Genomic DNA, 21,530 nt, shown 5'->3' with positions numbered 1-21,530 from the left:
ATCTTCTTTGGCCTTTGCTAGCTCGCCTCCCGGCTACTCTACATCGGCTGTTTTTCCATTGTTGGAAAGTACCGCAAGCAGTCAAATCATTTTTAAAGAAAAGATTCGAAAGCAATGAATGCGACATATTTTTTTTCCGATGAGAAGGGAGAGATTCAATCTTCTGCCCCATGGAATTGGAATTGAGCCACGATCTTTTCCATGGATTCGGAAACTTGACTTAAACGCAAAGCCTCCTCCGAAATCTCTTGGAAGGTTGCCGAGATACTAGAATGGTTTTCCCATAGCGAGTGTAAGTTGCTTTCTGAAACCTTTGTCAATTCTGTTTGTGTCTTCATTTCATGTGAGATCTTTTCCGCATCTGACCGAAAATCGGTAAGCAGATGCTTTAATGTAGCCAAATTATTTGCATTCTTTTCACTTATTTCACCAAACATGCGCACTACTTTCGAAATCTCTTCAAACTTTGATTTCACCTCTTCATTCGAATAAACTATTTCTTTCATAGATTGCAAACTTTCTCTTGATGCAGATTGAGAAAGCTTCACTACCTTTTTTATCTCTTCGATATTCTTTGCGGTTTCGTCTGCCAAACGGGACACTTCTTGTGCAACTACTGCAAAACCCCTGCCCATATTGCCTGCCCTTGCAGCTTCGATAGATGCATTTAACGACAGTAAATTGACCCTATCTGCTATATCCTCGACTATTGAAATGGTAGATTGGATTTCATCGCCCATACGATTCATGGTTTCTACTTTTTCAAGAGCCTTTGTGATTGCCTTTCTCTCACTTTCGAGAGTCTCCATTGACCGAAGAGTGGAGGCATTCAAATCAGAAGCATTCTTTGATAAAAAACTCATTTCGTCATCAACAAGTGTCAACTCGTCTGCGATATAATTGGTTTTTGTAGTTTGCGAAAGAATCCGATCATAGGTTGTTTTCGCTGAGCTTTGGATTTCAGTAACGGAAGTGGATGTGGATTCCAATTTTGATTTTTCAGAGGAAACCTGGCTTTGGATCAAATCGCCTCTGTCTAAAATTTGTTTTGAGATCTCTAAGAGAAGATGAGCTTCTGATTTTGCAGTATTAAAGTATCCACTGAGTGAATCAATAAAGGTATTTAGTTTAGCAATGGTAACACTCAAATGGCTAGATGAAAGTTGTGGAACTCTATCAACCAACTCACCTTTGGACAGCCAGTCAATGGCTACATTTAAGTTCTCAATATCATCATTGATAGACTTGCTACCCACTATACTTGAGTATAGAATGATACCTAACATCAAAGAAAAGACTAATGGTAGTTGAATCATCCAGTATGTGGATTGAAAATTTGTCAAAAAAATCAGATAAAAATAGTACGCAAAGGTCAGAATAGGTAAGATGCTGACAGCAAGCATCGTAAACAAATTTCTGCGGCTGATTGCGAAAAGTCGTAAAGAGTCCGTTGCTACAGAGATTTGTGATAATTTTCTAGATTTCAGCAATGGAGATAAATAAACCTCTGACTGAAAAAAGAAAGATAGATAAATAATGGGAACCAACATCAAACATGCATAGGGAAGCATTAAGAGTTGTTCAAGGTGAATCGGTAAAAGTAAATATGATACAAGTGAAAAAGAGAAAATGGAAACAATCCATCGAACAACGATGACCTTAGCTTCCCATCGAGGGTGCTCCAAAAATTTTCGTTTGATTTTTCTGAGTTTATCTACTTCGTCAATGTCATAAAACCTAAGCAATGATTTCAATCTCTTGAACCGAAGCGCAATTCCTAAGCTTAGAGGAATCAGAGACAAAAATGTTCCAACTAAGGATAACTTGAGCAACAAGTCTGAATCCAAGGTAGATGAGAAAAAACAGAAATTGATAAAATAGGGGAAGATCAAAAGATACAAGGGGGCTTCTATCGCAGCTGTGAGCTTCCAAACCAAACGATTCGAGTCTTGATTCATAACAACTTGCTCCAGAATCTAATTTTGATTTAAAATTGTAAATTGTCTTCTGAGTCTAGAAATCCAGAAAGCTTCGGGTAACAGAATGTCCGATCCATTTCTGCCTCCTATCTGAACCAAAGCAAAACTCGTTCATCTATTTTTTATTTCTCAGCCAAATGGGAATCAGGTAGTCTGTTAGTATTGTACTTTGCAGAACAAGAGTTTGCCCAAAGATTGTGCGAATGGATATCAATCACAAACGCATTGTTCTCACTGGCGCAGGATCTGGCATTGGGAAAGAATTACTATCACAGCTACAGAGTTTTACAGGAGTTAAAATTCTTGCCGCTGATTTGAAAATTGAAGGCATTCCGTCCAATGATCAAGTCATTCCCATCCAATCAGATACCTCAGATGAAACGAATCTACGCCATTTGATCAAAGAAGCAGAAAGATTGATTGGTGGGATCGATATTTTTATCGCGAACGCAGGCTTCGCATATTATGAAAGGATCCAAAAATCAGATTGGATGCGTATAGATAAAATTTACAAAACAAACGTATATTCACCAATTTTTACTGTCTGCGAATTGAATCGGACTTTACAAAATCCATTTCTTTTTGTTGTGACTGCCTCCGCTATGAGCCATTTGGCCTTGCCTGGTTATGCGATTTATTCATCCACAAAAGCTGCTGTTCATTCGTTTATGAGCGCGTATCGGTATGAGATGAAACACGACTCGAAGATTATGGTTGTCTATCCGATTGCCACTAGAACTCAATTTTTCAATGCAGCCGGAGAAAAGGTTCCTATTCCTTTTCCGAGCCAAGCAGCAAGTACGGTTGCCAAAAAGATTGTAAATGGAATCCGTTCCGACGCAGAGTCTGTATATCCTTCCCTTATCTTTCAACTCACTCGATTCTTTGATAGGTTTCTATTCTTTCCATTTAAAATCTACCAGTGGATAGAATCAAAGAAATTGGAAAAACTTTAGAACGAATGGAAGCCCAGAGTGGCTTCTATTTCTATATGAGGGATTTGTTAAGTAATCCCGAAAAGGCGGATGCAATGTCCGCTTGTTTCATAAAATAAGTCCCAATGAGCACTGAGTCTACTTTACTTTGGTATTGGAAAAAATCCTCGGGTCCTTGGATGCCAGATTCAGCAACACAGACCTTTGTCTTCGGAACCAAAGGTGCTAGTTCCTCCACCAGTTCTGGGTGGATGGTAAAGGTATCCAAGTCTCGAGTATTGATACCTATGACGTCGATTCCTAAGGAAAGACACCTCTCCACCTCTTCTCGGTTATGCGTTTCGACAAGTACACCCAATCCTTTTCCTTTTGCAAATTGAAAGAGTTCCCCTAACCTCTTTTGATCCAAAATGCGGACAATGAGAAGGATAGCAGATGCCCCATAAGCGTAGGCTTCCTCAATTTGTGATTCATCGATGATAAAGTCTTTGCGGATCACTGGCAAGGCAACAGAAGTTGCGACTTCAGAGAGATCCGATAAAGAGCCAAAAAAATAATCTCGATCTGTAAGGACTGAAATGGCACTGGCTCCACTGTCAGAATAGACTTTCGCTATGGACTTGGCATTGTAGTCGGCTCGTAAAACGCCCGCACTAGGTGAGCCTTTTTTGCATTCTGCAATGATGGTCAGCCTATCGGACTTGAGTCTTTCCGCAAAAGGATACACAGGAATCGCACGTTTGGGAAGCGAGGAAAGAGAGATATTCTTAATTTCTCTCTCTTTCGTGTTTACGATGGATTGTAAGATAGGGTTCGTAAATAGACCTCTTAAAAGGACTTAAGAGCAGCCTCTTCTGTTTCGTGGATATCGAAGAGTGAGGTAAGTTCAATCACATCAAAAATACGTTTCACCGCAGGTTTGATATTGGAAATTTTGAGAACACCTTCTTTGGAGTTTAATTTTCGTAAGGTAGAAATGCAGGCTCGAAAGCCAGAAGATGACATGTACTCAACATCTTTCATATTCAAAAGAACTTTCCGATGGCCGCCATTGTCGATTAAGTCCATAAGTCCTTCTTCCACATCGTTGGCGACAGAGACATCGAGACGCCCTTCTAAATAAACTACTAGTTTGCCATCTTTAAGCTCGTGTTTTAACACTGTTCCACCCGTTTCAGATATGATTTTACAAAATGACTGATTTTTCAAGGACTGTCAATCAATGTTTTCTCTACAGACTTTAAGCCTACATCAGTTGCTTTCATTTCACAAATTCTTAGTGATCGGTGGAGGGATCTCAGGCGAATCGGCAGGAAAGCTCCTTGCCGATGAAGGCAAAATCGTTTCCCTTTATGATCGTTCAAAACCGGAGAACTTAAGCCCGTTCTGGACGAACTTTTACGATGATTCCCGTAGCGAGGAGGCAGTGGAAGCGAGTGAAATATTAATCAAGAGCCCAGGCGTTTCCCCTGAACATCCTATACTTCTCCTTGCAGAGAAAAAACAAAAACCCATTCTTTCGGAAATCTATTTAGGCCGTTTGTTTTATACAGGAAATTTGATTGGGATAACAGGAACAGATGGAAAGTCTACCACGACCACTCTTACTTACCACTTAATTCGTGCTAAATTTCCTAATTCCGCTGTAGGCGGCAATTTAGGTGAGCCTTTTACTTCCTTCTGCAAAGGAAATTGGGATTTTGTTGTACTTGAACTTTCCAGTTACCAACTCGAAGACTCCCCTCCTCTCCATCCTTTGGTATCGGCGATCACAAACTTGGCTACAGATCACTTGGAAAGGCACAAAACAATGGAAAGATATTTTTATGCGAAGTCTAAAATTGCGGATTTGGGTTCAGAGGGACACACCTTTATCACTCAATCTCATTTATGGGATGAATTTCCAAAGAAACCAGAAAGGGTAAAAGCCAAGGTTCTCACTTTTGGAACTGCAACAGGAGAGGACATAGAAATCCAAGGGAAAGCCAAAAAAATCATCACGAAACAGGCAGTTTACTCAACAGATTCATTTCCCCTGCCCGGAGACCATAACTTACAAAACCTAGCGGTTGCCATCGGAATTGCAGAAAGTTTGGGAATAGAATCGGATACCATCCAAAGTTCTTTTATTAGTATGGAAGGATTATCGTATCGTTATGCGAAAGTAAAACTCCCCAAGCCGAAGTACCCAAATGTAACTTTTATCAATGATTCCAAATCTACAAATATGAATAGTTTGTTGGCTGGTCTAAATGGATTCTCCAAAGAAGATCGGCTATACTTGATTTTGGGTGGTGAACCAAAAGAAGAAAGCCTTGCGCCATTTTTTGCGAAGTGGAAAGACTTAGATGCAGAAGTATGGATCTATGGAAATGCAGCGAAAATTTGGGAAGAGAAATTTCGTAAAGAAGCTCCGAAACAAAATTTCACCTTTGCCGATACCGTACAAACCGTACTAAAAGAGATCAAATCCAAAATAGAATATTCAATCACAAATAATCTAACCTTGCCTGTTACGGTTCTATTTTCGCCTGCTTGCGCAAGCTTCGATCAATACAAAAACTTCTCAGAGAGAGGAAGGCACTTTGATCAACTAGTCAGTGAAGAATTCCAAGAGGATCTTATTTAAAAAAACTAAGATTCCAAACGTTTGCTGAGTATCTTTTCGTAGACTTTGTTTTGGATAAAAACATCTAAAAGATCTCCGTCAATGTGCTGGTCTCTCACTTCCATTTTTAAGATATCGAAAGCTCTCTCCAAAGGAACTGCTTTTTTATAGGGTCGATCTTTGTCGGTTAGCGCATCAAAGATATCGGCAATGGCCATCATCTTGGCCTGCACGGGGATCTCAACTGCTGTAAGCCCTCTTGGGTAACCGCTTCCGTTTAACTTTTCATGGTGTCCATGGGCAATGGAAGGCACCATTTTTAGCTCTCTAGTCCATGGGATTTTGCTTAAGAATTGGAAAGTATGTTCTACATGGGATTCAATCTCTCTCCGCTCTTCAAAATCCAAAGATCCCTTCCGGATAGATAAAAAACTAAACTCGCGAGGTTGCAAAAGGGAAATTTGGCCACCATCCGTAGTTTCATAACTTAACTTTGAAATTTCTTCTAAGAAATGAGAATTGCCCTCTTCTAAAATAGATGGCTCATTTGATTGAGAAATCACATGTACCATTTCGTGGAGTTTTTCTTTTTCGAGCTCATATTCTAACTGTATGGATTTTTCAAACTCCGTATAGCCTTTGTTACCATGTTTTTTCAAATATTCGATTTTTTTGTGAGATAACTTGGCTTCTACGTCTTTCAGAATAAAATGAAATCTCCACCGTATCAAATCCAACTCATAGTCTTCTAACTTTTTGGCCTTAACGAGTACCTTTTCTCTGACTCCTACTTTTCCAAAGTCATGCAGAAGCGAAGCATACCGAATTTCTTTAATTTGAGAATGACTGAATTGGATGTCTTTAAATCGACCAGTTTCAATCGAATTGACTGCCTCAGCCAATCCAACCGTATATTGTGCTACTCGAAATGAGTGACCTGAGGTTGTCGGATCCCTAGATTCTATGGCGGAGACACTTGCCGTAACAAAACCTTCAAATAAGGTTTCTATTTCATGCACTAAGTTATTGTTTTGTATGGCAACGGCCGCTTGCCCTGCAACAGCCATCACTAAGTCTTCAGAATATTTATCATAATCTAAGACCAAATTGGTCTTCATTTGTTCTAGGCTTAACTTTGTATGAAAGTTTTTTTTGCGATTGATAAGCTGAATGACCCCAACAACTTCGTCATGGTGGTCTTTCATTGGAACAACTAACATTGACTTGGAATAATAGTTGCTCATTTTATCAAATTCACTATTGAAATGAAACTCTTCTTTATCGGAGAGTTCATATACATTTGGAATATTGAGTTGTTTGCCAGTATAGGCTACATAGCCAGCGATGCTCTTTTTGTTGATAGGTAAAATAAATTCATCTGAGTTAAGATCAAGAGCTGAAATTTTAAATCTAAGATTTCTTGGATTTCCTTTTTCATCTTTTTCAACGAGGTATAGAGACCCAGAGTCCGAATTGGAAATCTCTCGTGCTGATGTTAGAATATCGCGAAGTAATTTTGTAAAATCCTTTTCATTCGCTAAACTGATTCCAATACGAGTTAACTTTGAGATTTCGTTTGTGGAAATATTGATACGCTTTTGCAGTTCAAACTTATCCACTATCATCTGGAGGCTAGTGAAGGCATTGACGATAGCTTTTACCAAAAAAATGGTTGGTGCATCATCGGGTACATTCGTAAAAAATAAATCTTCCTCGATAGAGAGCGATTGGAATCCAGTATACTCAATTGGAGCTCTTATCAAAAAAGAACTCATAACTAGTGAATGTGTTTTTAGATATTGGTGAATTTCTATATGAGATTTTTCTAATTCGTAACGAGAGAGATAAAATAATACTTTTGAAATAGTTTGGGAAGATTCAAGATCAAGACTGAAAAAGTCTGCAAGCGAGATAATATTTGCATTGATTTTGGGAAGATAATCCACCAGCTTCCCAGACAGATAGGGATCATCAGAGACTATGTATTTGTGAGACGGTGAGGAGTCTTTGGTCACACTTTATGTATCGACTAGGTTTTTTGCCTTGTCCAACCTTTTCTGAAATTTTATGGCCTTTTCCTTGGCTGAAAAAAAAGCATAGTTGCAACAAAAATTGAACCAACCAAAAAATTAGATAAGAGATACAATGTTTGAACACCAAACATTACATAGGGAGAATGGTTCCACTCCGACTCTGGTGAGAGTAAAAAAGGCAGATAAACAGAAATGGCAGCAGATACCAATAGAGCCGAAACCAATTCTGCAGAGAGTTGCCTCCAATGTCGCGTTTGTAACCACAAAGCTAAAAAAGGAAAGAGGAAGGAAAACCCAAAGACCAAGGGAAACAATAAAAGCATGGAGCTCTCATACCTCACTGTCCAAAAACTCAAAGGCCAAAGTATGGGAAACATGTAAGAGAACGAAGCTTCTTTAGGCAATGCTAGGCGAAGCTGAAATACAAAGAGACTGAGCATACTTAGATAAAACCCTTTGCTTTGAAGAGAAAAATAGTCAGCATCCCAAGGTTTTGGAAACGCGGAAAAAAGTGCTATCGGTAAGGCGAAGAATAGAAGTGCAAGGAATCTAGGGCTCTTGGAATCTTCAGGTTCAATTGATTTGGGAAGGAACATTTCCGATGTCCAAACTGCTGCTCCCGTAAATATGAGAAGATAGATCCATTGCCCCTGGTCATAGACTTGCCAAATGGGCTGAGATTCAAAACAGAAATAAGATAAAAGAGGAAATAAGAGAGCAGCACAGACACTAATGAAAAAAGCAAATAGAATGGAAGAGAGAATTCCAAAAAATCGATGTAAGGCGATCAATGCAAATATAAGGAAAACCGAAGACTGCGCCCAAAATTGGAAATCAGATTCTGAGAGAAAGTAAGAAAACGGAATTTCTAGAATTTGATTCGAAAGTCGCAGTAGATAGGAGAAGGAATAAAAAAAACCAATGGGATAGACCAAAGAGAGCCAGTCTTCTTTGCGATAACAACATGCAATCACTGCAATGAGGGAAACGATCGTACTAATTAAGAGAAGAACTTGGAAATCGGAGGAAATAAAAACAGGCCTAGTCATTCAAATTCCTCCCAAGGATATTGAAACAAAGTATAAGGTGGTTCACCATTCCGATCTAAGCTTTGGTAATTATGGTGAAAGCCTCGGACAGACTGGTATCCAATGATCATAAATTGGCTTGAGTTTGCCTTTTTTAAGAGGATACTTCGGTTAAAGAAATAGATAACTGGATTTTCTTTGAAGTATTCGGCCAAGTGCAATAGATGAGGATATATGGCATCAAAAGTTTCATAGATATCAATGGAGTTAGCAGCCCGTAAAATGATTGTTTTGTCTTTCCATTTTGGAATGGACCGATTTAATAAAACCCAATTCTTATGATCTTCCAAGGTAGTTTCCGGCTTTGCCACACCGTTCGCGGACAAGATTCGTAGGTTAGAAAAAGAGTACAATTTTTCTTTCTTCTCATCACTGACATTCTTATGGAAAAGCTCAACCTCCGATGGCAATTCCCAAAGTACAACGTCCATTTTTGGGAAATGATAGGCAACCGATTGAGAAGTTATGGCAGGAGCCTCTAAATTATTTAATGCTGGGCCTATATCAAAAAATAGAATATTCTCACCTTTTTCATAAGATTTTTTCTTTGCAAAAAGACTATTCTTTAACTTTAATAAGGTGGGATGATTTTCCTTTTGGGAATCAATCAAATCTGATAATAGTAGATTTGAATCTTCCAGTCGATCTTGGTAGGTACGAGCCCTTTTTTCATCATCTTGAGATTGAAAGACATATCTTCCCGTATACGACTTGATGGTTTCTTTTTCCCAATCTGTCAATAGACTGCTATCATTTTGATTGATCATTTCTGGAAATAGAAAGGTTTCCAATTCCAAACGCTCGCTATTGCTAAGATCTCGGATTTCGGAGTATGGTGTTAAACGAGTATACACTTTGTAATAAGTATCCGCCAAATCTTTAGCACCCCTCAAAACATAGAGACGCGCTAAATTGTAGTGAATCTTTCGAAAGAAAGGCCTGGTTTCAATGGAAAAAATATTTTTTGATTGGACCAAATCGAGCCAAATTTCTTCAGCCTTATTTACTTTTCCCAAAGAGAAGTAGGAAGCCGCCGCTAAATTCATAATCGTAAAATGCAAATCAGTATTGATCCATGCAATTTGTTTGAGTTCATCCTTTGCTTTTTTTAAGTATTGAAGGCTGGACTCATAAACCTGCATTTCGTATTCTAATCTGGCTAAATTATAATAAAAAAGTGCCCTTTCTTTCTCGGCTAACAAAGATATCCTTGTCTCTAGAGAAAACATTTCATTCAAAGCTAACTCTTTCTGACCTATACTGGAAAGTAAGGCACTATAGCGAATCTGATTCTTAATGTATGGCAGTGAAGTTTCCATGCCCATTGCCTCATAGATCAGTTTGGCGGTATTGAGATGGTATAGGGCGCTATCTTGATTTGTTCTCTGGTAAAAACCACCTAACTCGGACATCGCAAATGCATAATTAGGCGAATATATATGACCTAGAGTTTCTCTCTGTTTTTTCACTTGAAGATAGAATTCATTCGCCAGTTCATAGTCTCCCTTTTTCTTCGCACTATCTGCGAGAGACTCAGCTAAGAGGTAAGAAAAAATTGAATCTTTTGGGTCTAAAGAAAGCCACTCTTTCCAAATCTCTTTTTCGGAGGACCGATTGCCTGACAAGACCTCTAAGAGAGATTCATACCGGAAGAGTAAAAATTTTGGACGGCCACTGACTAAGGCTGCATAGCGAGAGAGTTTCTCCTCTCTACTCATTTGTTTGGAAGCCAAGGATCGGTAAACCATAGCTTCGGATTGGGACAAAATGTCCTGGTCCCATTCTTCCTTTTGTGGGTGGTAAACAGGCTCAGAATATAAATACCTATGGAGTCGATTTTTTTCAGCTATGAGTTTTAGATAGGCATAAGTCAATCGTTTTGCCATCTTTCCATACTCTGACCAGGGCATGCTCAGTATCTCACCTTTGTAAGACTTTTTTTCGTTCGGGTATTCTATTTTTGGAGTGATGGAAATCTTTGATTCATCTTGTTCTAAATCAAAATCCAAAACCAAGGTAGCTTTGGATGCATCTACCTCTGAAAGGTAAACGATACCCGACATAGATTGCCATTCATAGGCCAGTAATTGCCGCAGGGCGAGCTCATCCACGCTATGTTGTTTTGATATGCTTACTGCCTTGAGGTAAATTTTGGGCATTCTCCAAGGCGCATTGTATGTTTTAGGAAGGGATTCTTTTCGAACCATCTCCTGGATTGTATAGTATAACGGAGGATATGCGATTGCTGAAAGGAAAATCAGCGTAAGAAGGGTATTTTTTTGAAAAGAGGACAAGGATGTTTGCGAATTCTAAAGATAAAGATTTACCCAATATCTCTAGAATTTTGCAAAACTCAAGGAAAAAATGGGGGAAAGCCCCCCAAGTTTATCGTTTCAATCCTAGAACTTCTTGGATCATTTGGTCTGAGGTTACGATGGTTCTTGAGTTGGCCTGGAACCCTCTTTGCGTCACAATCATATCGGTAAACTGATCGGACAGGTCAACGTTTGACATTTCTAAAAGCCCAGCGTTGATCTTTCCTCTTCCTTGCGAACCAGCCTCGCCTATATTTGCTTCCCCCGAGTTCATAGAAAAGCTATACATCGTATCGCCCTCTTTATTAAGTCCCGCAGGGTTTGTAAAATTGGCAAGAGCGATCCTTGCTAAAGGCTGGCGAACACCATTGGAAAAAACTCCTGTAATGGTTCCCGTATTGTCTATGGAAAAAGATTCCATATAACCCATCGCGTATCCATCTTGTTTGACCGCTTTGGTAGTAAAATCAGAAGAGAACTGAGTGATGCCACCCACAAGTCCTGCTTCACCTAAATTCAAACTAAAAGTTTGTTGGGTAGGGTTACCGGGAAGACGGAAGGAAACTTTTGCCTGAAGTTTTCCAGTCGTTTGAGAATCCACTCCGTCGGAAACAGAGATAATCTTTCCATCAGGTGTAAAGGAAACTTCTAGTTCTGTATTTCCAGAAACTTGTGTATTTTCTCCACCAGTGCCTACAACATCCACGGAAAGTTGACTTCCCTCTTCGAGGTTCATTCGCATTTTCCAAACATTGTCTCGAACTTTATAAAATTCTACACCCAACTGACGAGTATTACCTTGTTCATCATAGACATTGATGCTTGTTACATGGCCTCTCCTCTGTCTTGGATCTGGATCATTGATATAACGTTTGATATCTTCCTCGGTAGCATCTGGGGGAACGGCTGCTACGCTTGCATTTAAGTTGGATTGGAAGTCAACATTTTGAGTAGCACGCGCAGGCTCTTTTGAATAAAGAGGGATAACGATGTCTTCAATCGAACCTGCAGAATTGATGTATTTATTTCCTGTATCATCCAGTCGAGAATTCCAACCTTGGACTTTTAAGCCATTTGCAGGATTTACGTAATAACCATTCTTGTCTACGTTGAATGCACCGGCACGAGTATAAAAAGATTTGTCACCGTCTTTGACTATGAAGAAACCTTCCCCGGAGATCGCAATATCCGTATTTTTTCCTGTTGTTTGGAGGGCGCCTTGGGTCATAATTTTGTCGATAGCAGCAATGAGTGAACCGAGTCCTACTTGTTTTGGGTTCGTTCCTCCAATGTTTTCTTTTGGTTCCGAGGCACCTTGTAACTCTTGAGAGATCATGTCTTGAAAGGTAACTCTTTCCGTTTTGAATCCATGGGTGTTAACGTTAGAAATATTGTTACCAATTACATCCATTCGAACTTGGTGGTTTTTTAAACCGGATACTCCGGAGTATAGTGATCTCATCATAAATTTATCCCTCTTTTTTTATATCGACCTTTTTAAATTATTCCTTATATGCTTCTTGTTTACTTATCGTATTATTTGGCACTGCTTGTTGTAAGGGCAGAGCTGGTTGGGTTCTCATTTCCGCTTGTTGCATTTTTAATAGCTCTGGATCCGATATTAAGTTTAATTTAGTTACATCCAACATACGTCCATTAACTCTAACATAAGTTTTACCTTCATTGTCAAACATGATCGCACCTGCAATTCCAGTAACGTCTTCACCTGTAACTAAATCTGGTCCGGAAACCATCTTACCTACCACCGAATAACTTTGTTTTGATTCCATTCTTTGTATGCCAGAAGAGATATTTTTCATCTGCTCAAGCGAGCTAAACTGCGCCATTTGAGCGATAAAATCTTTGTCCTGAACGGGATTGGTAGGGTCTTGGTGAGATAATTGAGTCAGCAAAAGTTTTAAAAAGTCATCTTTGCCCAACTCTTTTTGTTTTTCACGAATTTCAATTCCCTTTAAACCACTCTTTTCTTCTTTATCCATTTGGTCTAAATGCTTACGAATATTGAATGTCTTCTCTGTATCAAGGTAACGACTTCTGATTGCGTTTTGGCTGGATAGATCTTGTATTGAATCTGGCATATGTTTTCCTTAGGCGAAAAATTCGTAACCTTTTTGTATTTTGGTTTCATTCAAGAGGATTGTATCTGAGTTTTCTGGAGAAGATGTGCGATATGCTGCCGACTCAAGCATATCCTTGTATTCTTGAAAATCTTTACTCTGTTTTCCACCAGAGAATCTGGAAGAAGAATCTTCCCAAACATCAACTAACAAAGATCCCAACTGTAAACCATTCTCTTTTAAATTTTCTTTTAATTTAGAAATCTCAGAGTTTAACATTTGTTTTAATTCTTCTGTTTCTACCAAAATCCGACCTTCTACTTGGTCACCTTCTACGCTTACTTTGAGAGTCAATCTTCCATATTCACGAGGATTCATCACAATTTCTGCTGTGGATTTTCCATTTTGGACAATATCAAATTTTGCCTGTTTGACGAGATCTTCCAAATTTCGCTGCAGTTCAGGACGACTTGGAGTTTTAACATTTTCCGGTTTTGTGCTGTCAGACTGCTTAGTTAATTGTTTCAATTCTTGCGCGAAAGAATTTTGTTCTCTCTGGGAAAATGTAGATCCTTGCCCATTCTGGTTTGAGGATTCTTCCTTTCCCATTGTCTGTGATACTTGACTGAGAGAGATTCCTATGCTTTCTCTTTGGTTTTTGGAGCCTTCTTGTTGAACTACTCCCTCCGGTTTCAGTCTATACTGATCTTTCTCTCTGACAGTTTTAGTTCGAAGAGAAAGCCCAAGGCTTTCACTTTTGTTTTCTACGGAGTCTTTCTCAGTAATTCTATCTTCGCTGTTTTGTGCATTGCCCCGTTTGCGAATTGAGATTTTTCTCTCAGCTTCAAGTGCCTCTTTATTTTCATTTCGAAGTTTTGGTGCATTGATATCTTTTGGCTCTGTGTCCGCCTTTGGAAGCTCTTTGCTTTGGTGGATGAGCGATGGTTTGGTATCGTTTTGGATATCCTTTTTACGTGAAACATTTTCTGTTTTCGAAACGATTGGAAACGGTATTACTTTTGGTTCATTTTGAATTTTCTCAAGGCCAATCTCTTTTGGGGCAGATTTTGCTAAGGTTTCTTTAGAGATGGTTTCTCTGACTTCAAGTTTTGGCTGGTTGCTTTGCGCGGATGGCCTAGGAGTTTCTTTTTTCAAGAAACGATCGACCATTTTCTTTGCTTCTTCAACAAAGTTATTTTGTTCTTTATTTGATACTGGATATTCAATAAGCTTTGCATGGAATAGTTTGCCTTTGGGTAGAGAATCTTCACTCTCTTTGGAATGTGAATCCTTATGTTGCTTTTGTAAGGCAAATTCAAAATAACTTATGTTATTGCTCAGGTCTATTTTTGGAACAGAGGAAGACTGATCAATGTCTCGCTCGTCTGAAGATTCCTCTGCATCAATCATTTCAAAATCGTTTTCTACTCTTTCTTCCGATGCTTGGGACTCTATTTTTTCATCGGGAATAGTTTGGTGCTTGGACTCCGTTTCAAAAAAACCTTTCTCTTGCAGTTTATTTGGAACATCCGCTAAATGAGAGCTCTGCAAAATATCAAAAAAACTTTTGTTAGTTGCCTCTGCTGGATTGTTTGTGAGTTGGTTGGCAACCTTTGACTCAACTAGAGAGAATTGAGGGAATGAAATTTTATCCTTATTGACGTTCATAGTATTCTCTCCTTACAGACTTAGGATCGAACTTCTGAAAGATTCCTTGAGACAATTATCTTCTTCCTTTTTAGCACTATGTCACCTTGCTAAAAATAAACAGAGCCAGAGGAAATAAGACCTTGACAGAGCACCGAGAGGCTTAAATATTGGACCAAATATCCAATAAATTGAACATTCTCTTCGATTTATTGTATTTTAAGAGAGTGTGAATGTCATGAAATCCAAGAAATTTAGCAATTTTCGCCGGTTCTTAGCGTTATTTGTCTTTTTTTGTACCATCGCTATATTTGCAGAAACAGAACTCTTGAATGTCTCCTTTGATCCAACCCGTGAGCTATATGAGGAAATCAACCTGAAGTTCACCCAGAGCCAAAAAGGAAAAACGGAACTCACGATCCAACAAAGCCATGGTGGTTCTGGCAAACAAGCAAGGGCTGTCATTGATGGATTGAAAGCGGATGTAGTCACCTTAGCCTTGTCATACGATATAGATAGCATTGCCAAAATCTCAAATTTAATTGAAAAAAACTGGCAAACACAATTTCCGAATCGTTCCGTTCCTTACTACTCAACCATCGTTTTTTTGGTTAGAAAGTCCAATCCCAAAAAAATCAAAGGATGGGAGGATTTGAGTAAGGATGGAATTGGAGTCATCACTCCGAATCCAAAGACTTCCGGTGGTGCCCGCTGGAATTACCTTGCTGCCTATGGTTTTGCTAAAAGAAAATGGAAATCTGAAGAAAAAGCAACGGCTTTTATTCAGAAAATTTTTGAGAATACTCTCGTTCTAGATACAGGCGCACGTGGCTCAACAACTACTTTCGTAAAACGTGGACTAGGTGATGTGCTCATTACTTGGGAAAATGAAGCGAAGTTAGCCTTGGAGGAAAGTGCCAAAAATGGGGATGGTTCCTTTCAAATCATATACCCTGAAGAAAGTATCTTAGCGGAAACACCGGTTGCTATTGTAAAAGGTAACACTGACAAAAAAGGAACAACAGAACTTGCAAAAGCTTACCTTAGTTACCTCTACACTCCTGAGGCACAAAATATCATCGCAAAACATAACTTTCGCCCAACGGATAAAAAAGTGATGAAACAATTTGAGGCAGATTTTCCAAAAATCAATACATTTAGTATCACTGATATCGAGGGAAGTTGGGAAGAAGCTCACAAAAAGCACTTTGCAGATGGTGGGGTTTTTGATCAAATTTACACCAAAAAATAAGTGCAATGCTGCAGACTCGACCTTACTCAAAAACTCACTTTGGACTCAGTTTTGGCTTAACTAGCTTTTATCTGAGTTTAATGGTGGTAGTTCCACTCTCTGGTTTATTTATGGTGACTGCAAAATCTGGACTGAGTGTAATCCTCGATGTGTTTTTGGAGGAAAGACTTCGTTCTGCGCTCACTTTGAGTTTTTTTGTAGGATCGGTGGCAGCTGTCATCAATCTACTCTTAGGCTTTCTATTTGTATGGGTTCTCGTTCGTTATGATTTTCCAGGTAAAAAGTGGATCGATACTTTAGTTGACCTACCTTTTACCCTCCCAACAGCAGTCGCAGGTATTGCACTCACAACCATATACGCTGAAAATGGCTCCATTGGAAAGATATTTGCCCCCTTGGGAATTAAAATTGCTTATACCCCTCTTGGGATCATCATTGCCCTTGTATTTATAGGTTTTCCTTTTGTCGTTCGCACCGTACAACCTGTCCTCGAGGATTTGCCAAAAGAACTAGAGGAAAGTGCTAGGTGTTTAGGTGCTACTCCCTTTACGACATTCTACAAAGTGATCCTACCAGAGTTGTGGCCCTCCCTACTTTCTGGAATGGCTATGGCTTTTGCAAGGGGTATAGGTGAGTATGGAAGTGTTGTCTTTATCTCCGGCAATTTACCTGGGAAAACAGAGATTTTGCCATTACTGATTGTTACGAAACTAGAACAATATGAATACGGCAAAGCAACTGGCATAGCAGTTGTTATGTTAGTCATCAGCTTTGGAATCATGTTTGCCATCAATGTGATCCAAAACCGCGCTGCACGGAGACTCCTATGACAAGACAAGCCTCCAAATACCTACTGATCCTACTTGTTTATTTTTTTACATTTCTTCTCTTAATACTTCCGATTCTGACTGTGTTTTCGGAGGCATTTGCAGAGGGCTTTTCCGCTTACCTACATGCTTTGCAAGACAAAGACACATGGAAAGCAGTAAAACTGACTGCGCTTGTAGCTGGTATCGCAGTACCGATCAACGCTATCTTTGGCTTTTTTGCTGCCTTTTGCATTACACGATTTCAATTTCCTGGCAAACAAATTATCTTAACTATCATAGATGCTCCCTTTGCCGTATCACCCGTGATAGCTGGTCTAGTATTTTTGCTTATCTTTGGTAAACAAGGATGGATGGCACCAATTTTGGAAACACTTGCCATCGAGATCGTATTCAATACCCCTGGTCTTGTCATTGCAACTCTCTTTATCACCCTTCCTTTTGTTGTAAGAGAATTGATTCCTTTGATGCAGAGCCAAGGAAAAGAAGAGGAAGAAGCAGGGATCCTATTGGGTGCAAATTTTTTTCATACTCTGGTAAAAATCATACTGCCAAATGTCAAATGGGGGCTTCTCTATGGCATCATTCTCTGCAATGCAAGAGCCATGGGTGAGTTTGGTGCTGTATCCGTTCTTTCAGGCCATATCCGTGGAAAGACGAACACTCTACCCTTACAAATCGAAATGTTGTATAATGAATACAACTCTGTTGGGGCATTTGCCGCTGCCACAATTTTAGTGTTTCTTTCCTTCCTTACTCTCATAGTAAAAATCATCCTTGAAAGGAACATTCATAAGAGGTAAGTGAATGTCTATTGAAATCAAATCAGTATCCAAAACCTTCGGTGCATTCCAAGCGTTGAATCATGTAAATGTAAACATTGAATCAGGGAAATTGGTCGCCTTACTCGGTCCAAGTGGGAGTGGAAAAACGACATTACTTCGAATCATTGCTGGACTTGAGACCCCAGACTCGGGTTCTGTTTTGTTCCACAATGAAAACCAAGAAGCATCTACCATACAAAGTGGAGATGTTGGTTTTGTTTTCCAACATTATGCACTCTTTAGGCATATGAATATCTTTGAAAATATTGCTTTTGGATTAAAGGTTCGTCCTAAAAAGATAAGGCCCTCTCAAGCAGCAATCAAAGAAAAAGTATTTTCACTTTTAAAATTGGTTCAATTAGAGAACTTCCAAAATCGATACCCTAGTGAACTGTCAGGTGGACAAAGGCAAAGAGTAGCTCTAGCAAGAGCACTTGCAATTGAACCAAAATTTCTTTTGTTAGATGAGCCCTTTGGAGCCTTAGATGCAAAGGTTCGAAAAGAATTGAGAATGTGGTTACGCAAATTACATGATGAAATTCACATTACAAGTGTTTTTGTAACTCATGACCAGGAAGAAGCTTTGGAAGTTAGCGATTCCATAGTTATCCTTCGAAATGGACAAGTTGAACAAGTCGGAAGTCCTGACGAAGTATACAACAAACCAAAAACTCCATTTGTTTTTCATTTTTTAGGCGATGTGAATTTATTCCACGGACGAATCCAAGAGGGTAAAGCGATCATTGGGAATGTCGATTTAGATTCTCCTGAGCATAAAGATGTAGCAAATACCTCAGCAATCGCCTATGTAAGGCCATATGATGTAGAGATAGTTAGATCTAAAGAGCTTGGGATTCCCGCCGAGATACAATACATCCATTCTACTGGACGAAACGTACGTATCGAATTAAAAAGATTGGATACAGGTTCTTTGATAGAATCCGTACTCGATCAAGAAACTTATCGTGATTTGAATCTATTGCCAGGCGAAGAAGTTTATCTTCGCATCAAAAAAGCAAAAGTCTATTTAGATGATTTTTCTATCTAAGGAGAGATAAAAACAATGAATGTCCAGGAACTCACTGAAACTTTAATCGGGAAAGACTCTCTTGGTATACTAAAAACAATTGATTCTAAATATGGGAGCGAAGCCGTTTTTACATCAAGTTTTGGTTTAGAAGACCAAATCATCACTCATTTGATTTTCTCTCAAGGACTCAACATTCGAGTGGTCACACTTGATACAGGAAGATTATTTAAAGAAACCTATGAAGTCCAACAGAGAACCTTGGACCAATATGGAAAAAAGATAGAAGTATTTTTCCCAGATCCAAAGGACTTAGAGAGATATCTTACCGAGAAAGGACCCAATGCATTTTACCAATCCATTGAGCTTCGAAAGGAATGTTGCCATATTCGTAAGGTATTGCCATTAAACAGAGCATTAGTTGGTGCTAAACTTTGGATCACAGGCATTCGAAAAGAACAGTCTGGAAATCGAAATGATATGCCATTAGTAGAAATTGATTCAGCGAAAGAGATTTTAAAAGTGCACCCCATCCTTCAGTGGTCATGGGAAGACTGCCTATCCTTCGCGAAAGAAAACAAAATACCATACAACCCTTTACACGAAGAAGGATATCCGAGTATTGGTTGTGCACCATGTACGCGTGCCATAGAACCAGGAGAAGATTTCCGTGCCGGCCGATGGTGGTGGGAAAATGAAGATACGAAAGAATGTGGACTCCATTGGGTAGATGGAAAGCTCACGAGAAAAAAAGGAAATTAATATGAAGCAAAGATTGTCACACTTAAAACAACTGGAAGCGGAATCTATTTATATTATGAGAGAAGTAGCTTCGCAATTTGAAAGGCCTGCGCTTCTATTTTCAGGTGGAAAGGATTCCATAACTTTGGTGCACCTTGCATTAAAGGCTTTTAGACCTGGTAAATTTCCTTTCCCTCTTGTCCATATTGACACCGGACACAACTTCGTTGAAGCACTGGATTTTAGGGATCGCTTAGCAGAACGCATTGGTGAAAAATTGATCGTACGTTATGTACAAGATTCGATAGACCAAGGAAAAGCGGTAGAAGAAAAAGGAAAGTTTCCTAGTCGCAATGCCATTCAAACTGTTACATTACTAGATACTATCGCTGAGTTTAAATTTGACGCTTGCATAGGTGGTGCTAGGCGAGATGAAGAAAAAGCTAGAGCAAAAGAGCGTGTTTTTTCTGTCAGAGATGAGTTTGGGTCCTGGGATCCCAAACTCCAAAGACCAGAGCTCTGGAATATTTATAATGGAAAAATCCATGTGGGAGAAAATGTTCGAGTCTTTCCTATCAGCAATTGGACAGAACTAGATGTTTGGGAATATATACGTGAGGAACAAATAGAACTTCCAAGTCTTTACTTTTCACACCAAAGGGAGATTGTATGGCGTGATAATTTGGTATTCCCTGTTTCCAAATTTATCACTTTGGATTCTCAAGATAAGGTAGAAACAAAAACTATCCGCTTCCGTACTGTTGGTGATATGACCTGTACAGCAGCAGTGGAGTCCCAAGCAGATAACATTGACGATATCATCAAAGAAATTCAAACTTCTAGAACTACAGAGCGAGGTTCCCGATTGGATGATAAACGATCCGAAGCGGCCATGGAAGAAAGAAAACGTGGAGGTTACTTTTAATGGATTTATTAAGATTTATCACGGCAGGAAGTGTCGATGACGGAAAATCAACTTTGATTGGCCGACTCTTGTATGACAGCAAATCTGTTTTCATTGATCAATTGGAGGCATTGGAAAGAGCAGGTCAGGTAAATGGTGAAATAAACTTAGCCCTTCTCACGGACGGACTGAAAGCCGAGCGAGAGCAAGGCATTACCATTGATGTAGCATATAAGTATTTTTCGACACCAAAACGAAAGTTTATCATTGCAGATGCGCCAGGTCACATCCAATACACTAGAAATATGGTGACAGGGGCATCTAATTCTGATTTGGCGATCATTCTCGTTGACGCAAGAAAAGGAGTCATCGAACAAACCTATAGACACTCCTATATTGTATCTCTCCTTCGCCTTCCACACGTTCTTGTATGTGTAAATAAAATGGATTTGGTTGAGTATTCGGAGACTGTTTTTTTAGATATCTGTGAGCAGTACAAAAAATTTGCAAAAGACCTACAGATCAAATCCTTGGACTTTCTCCCTATTTCAGCATTAAAGGGAGACAATGTTGTTGATCTTTCTTCTGCGATGCCATGGTGGAAGGGAAAATCCTTACTCCAACATTTAGAAGAGGTGGAAATTGATACCGAAGAGGTTAGTCTTTTCCCACGTTTTCCCGTACAATACGTAATCCGACCACAGACCACTGAATTCCATGACTATAGAGGATATGCAGGGCAGATTAGGAGTGGGTCCTTTCGGGTTGGAGATTCAGTCAAGATATTGCCATCAGGACTCGTATCAAAAATTGCAGGAATAGATACCTATGAAGGTTCTCTCAATGAGGCGCACTACCCAATGTCGGTCACCATTCGATTGGCTGATGACATCGATGTGAGCCGTGGCGATATGATTGTGACAAGCAACCAAGAGCCAACGGTATCACAAGACATAGAGGCAGAACTTTGTTGGATGGATGCAAAAGCTCTAGTTCCTGGAAATAAATATCTCCTTAGGCAAACCACCGGCAATGTAAAGTGTCTAGTTAAAGAAATCCAATTTTTGGTGGATACGCAGACACATCAAAAATTAGAATCATCCCAACTTGCTCTGAACCAAATTGGCAGAGTCAGCATTCGAACAGCAAAACCGATGGCTTTTGATTCGTATGCTAGCATACGATCGACGGGCAGCTTTATCCTAGTGGATGAAGGCACAAACCAGACCGTCGCGGCAGGTATGATTCTATAATTTTTTTCCTATCTGACAG

17 protein-coding genes and 1 pseudogene are annotated in these 21,530 nt (G+C 39.4%); 9 read left to right on the top strand and 9 right to left on the bottom strand.

The window, feature by feature from the left end; genetic code table 11:
* Positions 1-155: 155 nt before the first annotated feature.
* Positions 156-1,958 (bottom strand): methyl-accepting chemotaxis protein, encoded by a 1,803-nt coding sequence (locus tag DI060_RS00715; protein ID WP_108972648.1) that lies wholly within the window; start codon positions 1,956-1,958, stop codon positions 156-158.
* A 224-nt stretch (positions 1,959-2,182) separates the two neighbouring features.
* Between DI060_RS00715 and DI060_RS00710 the strand changes: the two genes are divergently transcribed.
* Positions 2,183-2,935 (top strand): SDR family NAD(P)-dependent oxidoreductase, encoded by a 753-nt coding sequence (locus DI060_RS00710; RefSeq protein WP_108972646.1) that lies wholly within the window; start codon positions 2,183-2,185, stop codon positions 2,933-2,935.
* 31 nt (positions 2,936-2,966) lie between these two features.
* On the opposite strand, the gene DI060_RS00705 is transcribed toward DI060_RS00710, so the two are convergent.
* Positions 2,967-3,722 (bottom strand): indole-3-glycerol phosphate synthase TrpC, encoded by a 756-nt coding sequence (locus DI060_RS00705; RefSeq protein ID WP_108972644.1) that lies wholly within the window; start codon positions 3,720-3,722, stop codon positions 2,967-2,969.
* Between the two features lie 20 nt (positions 3,723-3,742).
* Complete coding sequence (locus DI060_RS00700; RefSeq protein ID WP_108972676.1) at positions 3,743-4,075, bottom strand: STAS domain-containing protein; 333 nt, start codon at positions 4,073-4,075, stop codon at positions 3,743-3,745.
* Positions 4,076-4,136: 61 nt separating this feature from the next.
* Between DI060_RS00700 and murD the strand changes: the two genes are divergently transcribed.
* On the top strand, positions 4,137-5,543 hold the full coding sequence (gene murD / locus DI060_RS00695; protein ID WP_108972642.1) for a UDP-N-acetylmuramoyl-L-alanine--D-glutamate ligase: 1,407 nt from the start codon (positions 4,137-4,139) through the stop codon (positions 5,541-5,543).
* Positions 5,544-5,548: 5 nt separating this feature from the next.
* Here murD and DI060_RS00690 read toward each other — a convergent pair whose 3' ends face one another.
* From DI060_RS00690 to DI060_RS00665, 6 genes and pseudogenes are all read right to left on the bottom strand, one after another.
* Positions 5,549-7,537, bottom strand: coding sequence for an HD family phosphohydrolase (locus DI060_RS00690; protein ID WP_108972640.1), 1,989 nt, complete (start codon positions 7,535-7,537; stop codon positions 5,549-5,551).
* A 50-nt stretch (positions 7,538-7,587) separates the two neighbouring features.
* The gene (locus tag DI060_RS00685; protein WP_108972639.1) at positions 7,588-8,604 is read right to left on the bottom strand and encodes a hypothetical protein; all 1,017 of its coding nucleotides are present in this window, start codon (positions 8,602-8,604) and stop codon (positions 7,588-7,590) included.
* On the bottom strand, positions 8,601-10,802 hold the full coding sequence (locus DI060_RS00680; protein WP_135354964.1) for a tetratricopeptide repeat protein: 2,202 nt from the start codon (positions 10,800-10,802) through the stop codon (positions 8,601-8,603). Before DI060_RS00680 ends, DI060_RS00685 begins: the two co-directional genes overlap by 4 nt.
* A 226-nt stretch (positions 10,803-11,028) precedes the next feature.
* Positions 11,029-12,423 carry a flagellar hook protein FlgE gene (flgE, locus tag DI060_RS00675; RefSeq protein ID WP_108972634.1) on the bottom strand — a complete coding sequence of 465 codons (1,395 nt, stop codon included), beginning with the start codon at positions 12,421-12,423 and terminating at the stop codon, positions 11,029-11,031.
* Between the two features lie 88 nt (positions 12,424-12,511).
* Positions 12,512-13,057: pseudogene (locus DI060_RS00670) on the bottom strand (flagellar hook capping FlgD N-terminal domain-containing protein); the annotation flags it as partial.
* Positions 13,058-13,066: 9 nt separating this feature from the next.
* Entirely contained in the window at positions 13,067-14,704 is a 1,638-nt protein-coding gene (locus tag DI060_RS00665; RefSeq protein WP_108972630.1) for a flagellar hook-length control protein FliK, read from the bottom strand.
* 217 nt (positions 14,705-14,921) lie between these two features.
* Between DI060_RS00665 and DI060_RS00660 the strand changes: the two genes are divergently transcribed.
* From DI060_RS00660 to DI060_RS00630, 7 genes are read left to right on the top strand one after another with little or no spacing between them, the layout of a single operon-like run.
* The gene (locus DI060_RS00660) at positions 14,922-15,935 is read left to right on the top strand and encodes a sulfate ABC transporter substrate-binding protein (protein WP_108972628.1); all 1,014 of its coding nucleotides are present in this window, start codon (positions 14,922-14,924) and stop codon (positions 15,933-15,935) included.
* A 5-nt stretch (positions 15,936-15,940) separates the two neighbouring features.
* Positions 15,941-16,765, top strand: coding sequence for a sulfate ABC transporter permease subunit CysT (cysT, locus tag DI060_RS00655; protein ID WP_108972626.1), 825 nt, complete (start codon positions 15,941-15,943; stop codon positions 16,763-16,765).
* A complete protein-coding gene (cysW, locus tag DI060_RS00650) occupies positions 16,762-17,565 on the top strand; it encodes a sulfate ABC transporter permease subunit CysW (RefSeq protein ID WP_108972623.1) in 804 nt (267 codons plus the stop codon). The genes cysT and cysW overlap by 4 nt, the downstream gene beginning before the upstream one ends.
* A gap of 4 nt (positions 17,566-17,569) precedes the next feature.
* Positions 17,570-18,634, top strand: a complete 1,065-nt coding sequence (locus tag DI060_RS00645; protein ID WP_108972621.1) for a sulfate/molybdate ABC transporter ATP-binding protein — start codon at positions 17,570-17,572, stop codon at positions 18,632-18,634.
* Positions 18,635-18,649: 15 nt separating this feature from the next.
* The gene (locus tag DI060_RS00640) at positions 18,650-19,375 is read left to right on the top strand and encodes a phosphoadenylyl-sulfate reductase (protein ID WP_108972619.1); all 726 of its coding nucleotides are present in this window, start codon (positions 18,650-18,652) and stop codon (positions 19,373-19,375) included.
* A gap of 1 nt (position 19,376) precedes the next feature.
* Positions 19,377-20,279, top strand: coding sequence for a sulfate adenylyltransferase subunit CysD (gene cysD / locus DI060_RS00635; RefSeq protein ID WP_244594237.1), 903 nt, complete (start codon positions 19,377-19,379; stop codon positions 20,277-20,279).
* Positions 20,279-21,511 carry a sulfate adenylyltransferase subunit 1 gene (locus tag DI060_RS00630; RefSeq protein ID WP_108972615.1) on the top strand — a complete coding sequence of 411 codons (1,233 nt, stop codon included), beginning with the start codon at positions 20,279-20,281 and terminating at the stop codon, positions 21,509-21,511. Before cysD ends, DI060_RS00630 begins: the two co-directional genes overlap by 1 nt.
* The last annotated feature ends 19 nt before the right edge of the window (positions 21,512-21,530 follow it).

This window comes from Leptospira ryugenii (genome assembly GCF_003114855.1).
Classification (GTDB): domain Bacteria; phylum Spirochaetota; class Leptospiria; order Leptospirales; family Leptospiraceae; genus Leptospira_A; species Leptospira_A ryugenii.
Note: the sequence above shows the minus strand (reverse complement) of the source record. Positions and strands in the feature narration are given on the sequence as shown.

Coding starts and splice junctions, on each gene's coding strand:
- flgE (WP_108972634.1), bottom strand. CDS start 12,423: ATGATGAGATCACTATACTCCGGAGTATCCGGTTTAAAAAACCACCAA.
- DI060_RS00715 (WP_108972648.1), bottom strand. CDS start 1,958: ATGAATCAAGACTCGAATCGTTTGGTTTGGAAGCTCACAGCTGCGATA.
- DI060_RS00640 (WP_108972619.1), top strand. CDS start 18,650: ATGAATGTCCAGGAACTCACTGAAACTTTAATCGGGAAAGACTCTCTT.
- DI060_RS00645 (WP_108972621.1), top strand. CDS start 17,570: ATGTCTATTGAAATCAAATCAGTATCCAAAACCTTCGGTGCATTCCAA.
- murD (WP_108972642.1), top strand. CDS start 4,137: ATGTTTTCTCTACAGACTTTAAGCCTACATCAGTTGCTTTCATTTCAC.
- DI060_RS00630 (WP_108972615.1), top strand. CDS start 20,279: ATGGATTTATTAAGATTTATCACGGCAGGAAGTGTCGATGACGGAAAA.
- DI060_RS00710 (WP_108972646.1), top strand. CDS start 2,183: ATGGATATCAATCACAAACGCATTGTTCTCACTGGCGCAGGATCTGGC.
- DI060_RS00680 (WP_135354964.1), bottom strand. CDS start 10,802: ATGCCCAAAATTTACCTCAAGGCAGTAAGCATATCAAAACAACATAGC.
- cysT (WP_108972626.1), top strand. CDS start 15,941: ATGCTGCAGACTCGACCTTACTCAAAAACTCACTTTGGACTCAGTTTT.
- DI060_RS00685 (WP_108972639.1), bottom strand. CDS start 8,604: ATGACTAGGCCTGTTTTTATTTCCTCCGATTTCCAAGTTCTTCTCTTA.
- DI060_RS00660 (WP_108972628.1), top strand. CDS start 14,922: ATGAAATCCAAGAAATTTAGCAATTTTCGCCGGTTCTTAGCGTTATTT.
- cysW (WP_108972623.1), top strand. CDS start 16,762: ATGACAAGACAAGCCTCCAAATACCTACTGATCCTACTTGTTTATTTT.
- DI060_RS00665 (WP_108972630.1), bottom strand. CDS start 14,704: ATGAACGTCAATAAGGATAAAATTTCATTCCCTCAATTCTCTCTAGTT.
- cysD (WP_244594237.1), top strand. CDS start 19,377: ATGAAGCAAAGATTGTCACACTTAAAACAACTGGAAGCGGAATCTATT.